Raw genomic sequence first — 2,949 nt, forward strand, 5'->3', positions numbered from 1 at the left:
ACTGGTTCGTGAAATGAGTAGTTATGTGCAATGGCAAAATCGGAGCAAGGATTCAAAATCATAATTTAACGGTCTTGTAATTCATAAAAGAATGGAGTTACTTATTTTTGATAGAAAATTATGAACTTGATAAGAATAACAATGTAATTACTATTACTTGTGAAGGAGATCGCTATGAAATCAAAAAATAATAATATTATTAAGATGGTTTTAACAGTTGTAGCAATGTTTCTATTTTTATTTGGGTGGATTGGAGGGTTCATAAGTGGTTTAAGTAGTATGGATAGCGTTAACAGTCAAAAGTATTACAAGCAGTATCCTCTCAATGAAAAGAATGGAATTGCTGTGGACTCTGACAGCAATATATATATTGGTGAAGGACAAACAGGAAGTATTCAAGTTTATGATAGTACTGGTAACTTTCAATATGGATTTGGTTTTCCAACTGGTGGAGGAGGATGGTTTGCATTTGGGATTAAAGAAGATAGAATCCATATAGTTACAGCTCGTACCGACAGCTATTTTATATTTGATAAGGGTGAATTAGTTTATTCTGAAAAGGAGATTGATTATAAGCGAAGTGAAGAATTACAGGCAGAGTATAATATGACATATAAAAAATCCTTTTTTAAGGGTAATAAAACTTACAAGATTTCATCAAGGAACACTGTCAGTATCAAAGACAAATTAAATGGGAAAGTGGAGCGAATTCATTTAAAGGTTCCTATTTGGCCTTTTTCTTTCAAGATATTTCATAATATTGCATCTGCGTCAATGGGATTGATTTTTATACTACATCATAAGTTTTTTCTTTCACTATTTAAAGGAACAAAAAAAGAATAAGTTGATATTTGGGTAGTTAGATTTTTTATCTTGCAATAATCTATTAAGTTAAAGTGGGTAATGCAATTGCCACTACACATAACATACTATTTACACACATTCCACAGAGAGCGTGTGGAACGTCGCAATATAGCAAGAACGTTAGATGACATTGTGAGCTAGTATATAGACATTAGTAAAAATTATTATATTTAGGGGTTATAAGAATGATTTATTTTAAGTGGACTGATAAAACTGGAGAATACAATGAAGGGATTCCATCTGTGACATATTATGAATTGATAGATGAGTATGTATTGAGACAATTAATGCTCATTGAAGATAGATGGGTAGGATCAAATAGGAAGGATAAAGAATTTGAATATTATTTAGCAGAAGGTAAGGTTACTCTCAAGGATATTAATTCTTTTGATGGGGATATTAGTATGATTTCTAAAGATGAATTTGAAGAATTATGGGAATTCCATTGTAGTGCTCATCTTGAACTATGGAGGAAAAGTAAAGAAGATTATACTGTTGGAATGAAACTGCAAGGTAGTATTGAAGTGCTTTATCCACAAGGGATGCTAATAAAAGTAGGTGAATATACATTAGCATTAGGGGATTATGAGGCTTGTGTACAAAATTCTTCATGTAAAAGTTTATATCCTAATCAATTAATAAGTGGTAAAGTGAAAGGCTATGATGAAGTGAATATGTGGATACTACTCGAAGAATGTAAAATTGTAAATTAAGAGTATGTATATTTGTAGTTATAGTTAATATAATATGACTTTAGTGGTAGTTTTCCCGTACAACATCATCTAACAGAGTGTTCCCAACATTCATTCTCTATGAAGAAGGGTTTTGAGGGTCAGATCGAACATAGAGAACACCCAGAACGTTAGATGAAAAGCAAAATAAAAAAATAATTGGAACATACAGTTTTTCTTGGAGGTAAAAAACAGATGCAAACTTGGAATATAAAAAACTTAAGCGGAGATTCAACTGTAGAAAATATTAAATATTCTAATGGAGTAGTAACATGTATATATGATGATTACGACTTGGAAAAAAGATTTAGCATAGATATTGTAACTGATGTATTATATTCGCAAGGAGTTTCTGAAAAAGGGTCAGTACATGTACGAATTTTAGATCTAAGTAAGTATGTACCAATAAATCAACCATCAGGTATATATGTTTTTCCAAAAGATTTTGGGCAACAGATGAAATTAGTTCGAAATGGGTTGCATTTGGTATTAGGGAAAAAACAAAAAGAATACCCTTATTTCTTGCAAATAAGAGGTTACAAAATTTTATTAGCCTGTCCGATAAAATCAATAGAAGATGTGAAAGTAACTTTGATAAAAGAATGATATATCTAAGATAAGAGTACAAATACTTTGAATATAGGGATGTGAGAATTACTCATCATCTAACATACTATTTTCAAACATTCCACGAAAACCATGAGAACGTCGCAATATAGTAACACCGTTAGGTAAAATGCAGTAATAAAAAAGAGGGAATTAAAATGCATGATAATAGAAAGCTAGTTATAGAATATGATAATTTTAAAATTTTACAAGAAACAGAAAAGTTCATTTTGGGATATCTTTGGGAAGAAGTATGTTTATATGATAAAGTTCGAAAAAAAGAAATATTTTTACATGAGTTTTATGGTGAGATTGAATGTGGATTACTTTGTGATAAAGAAGAATGGTGTGTGATAGGTGGAGATGTATTAGTCGTTTGGAAAAATAAAAAAAATATTGTTATTGATAGAAAAGAATTAAACTGGGTGCACGATTTAAAGAAAAAGAATTCAAAAATAGTAGAAATTTTTATAGATCCATGGTCTGATAATGCAGCAATTTGGGAATTAAATATAGATAATCTGAATTTGAAAAAAATATCAGAGTTTGATAACCATAAAAATAAGCTATATAGTGAGAAAGTTAAATGGTAGGGCTGCACTCTACCTAACATGCAATTCAAGATATCCTACTTGAAGTATGTAGAACACCTTGAACTGCTAAAACGTTAGGTGGAATAACCAGCTGACGATTATCTAGATTATGCGTTCCATGTGTTAGTGGATTTTAATTTTAAATAGGATAAACG

Annotated in this window: 4 protein-coding genes; all 4 read left to right on the top strand. The window is 30.4% G+C overall.

Going from position 1 to position 2,949, the window contains the following annotated elements; genetic code table 11:
- Window positions 1-174 precede the first annotated feature (174 nt).
- Complete coding sequence (locus CCE28_RS21755) at window positions 175-843, top strand: hypothetical protein (protein ID WP_095136330.1); 669 nt, start codon at window positions 175-177, stop codon at window positions 841-843.
- A gap of 206 nt (window positions 844-1,049) precedes the next feature.
- Entirely contained in the window at window positions 1,050-1,577 is a 528-nt protein-coding gene (locus CCE28_RS21760) for a hypothetical protein (RefSeq protein WP_095136332.1), read from the top strand.
- 213 nt (window positions 1,578-1,790) lie between these two features.
- Entirely contained in the window at window positions 1,791-2,201 is a 411-nt protein-coding gene (locus CCE28_RS21765; protein ID WP_095136333.1) for a hypothetical protein, read from the top strand.
- A 158-nt stretch (window positions 2,202-2,359) separates the two neighbouring features.
- A complete protein-coding gene (locus CCE28_RS21770; protein WP_095136334.1) occupies window positions 2,360-2,794 on the top strand; it encodes a hypothetical protein in 435 nt (144 codons plus the stop codon).
- Window positions 2,795-2,949: the final 155 nt, after the last annotated feature.

The organism is Anaeromicrobium sediminis (assembly GCF_002270055.1).
In the GTDB taxonomy this organism is placed as follows: domain Bacteria; phylum Bacillota; class Clostridia; order Peptostreptococcales; family Thermotaleaceae; genus Anaeromicrobium; species Anaeromicrobium sediminis.

Excerpts from the sequence above, each read along its gene's own strand:
- CCE28_RS21755 (WP_095136330.1), top strand. The coding sequence starts at position 175 with ATGAAATCAAAAAATAATAATATTATTAAGATGGTTTTAACAGTTGTA.
- CCE28_RS21770 (WP_095136334.1), top strand. The coding sequence starts at position 2,360 with ATGCATGATAATAGAAAGCTAGTTATAGAATATGATAATTTTAAAATT.
- CCE28_RS21760 (WP_095136332.1), top strand. The coding sequence starts at position 1,050 with ATGATTTATTTTAAGTGGACTGATAAAACTGGAGAATACAATGAAGGG.
- CCE28_RS21765 (WP_095136333.1), top strand. The coding sequence starts at position 1,791 with ATGCAAACTTGGAATATAAAAAACTTAAGCGGAGATTCAACTGTAGAA.